Consider the following 574-nt stretch of genomic DNA (forward strand, 5'->3'; position numbering starts at 1 on the left):
GTTCAACCATTTGTGCCCGGAATTCCGCCGGGTACGGGGTACGATGCTTGCCCATTTCGGCACCTCCTTCTTCAAAAGGATAGGCGTCCGTTTTCGCGGGTCAACTTCAGTTTGCTGTGGTCCGGTCGAGCCGGAGAATGCAGGCACGGTCGCTCATGTCATATTCCCAGCCATTCCCAATCGGCGTCCCCGGTCGCGGCAGGCATGCGATCCCCCAGACGCTTCGTGACGATGCCCGTCAGGTCGTAGCGGTACTGCTCACCCGAATACAGGCTACCTGTGCGAACACGCGCGATCCAGCGGCCGCTGCGCGGGCACGCCGATCCCGGCGCACAGAAACGCTGGGTGCCTTCGATGGTGTCGAATGAGAACTGCTTGACGGGTGTTGGTGCGCTGCCCTCCCACATCCATTGCACCGGCCCGTCAAACTCCGTACCGCTGGCGGACGCCATCAGCATTTTTGCGTTGTCCCTCGTAGCAACGTCCCCGGCCTTGAATGGCACGAGCTGCAGGCTGCGATAGGCACCGCTGCCTGTCGTGCGCACCGCGCGATACAGACCGTCCTCGGCAAACT

General features: G+C 62.2%; 1 pseudogene. It reads right to left on the reverse strand.

The features are described 5' to 3' along the window. Nucleotides 1–158: 158 nt before the first annotated feature. Nucleotides 159–574 (reverse strand): annotated as a pseudogene (locus KHO31_RS39030) (hypothetical protein); the annotation flags it as partial.

It is taken from the genome of Paraburkholderia domus, from assembly GCF_905220705.1.
Lineage (GTDB): Bacteria > Pseudomonadota > Gammaproteobacteria > Burkholderiales > Burkholderiaceae > Paraburkholderia > Paraburkholderia domus.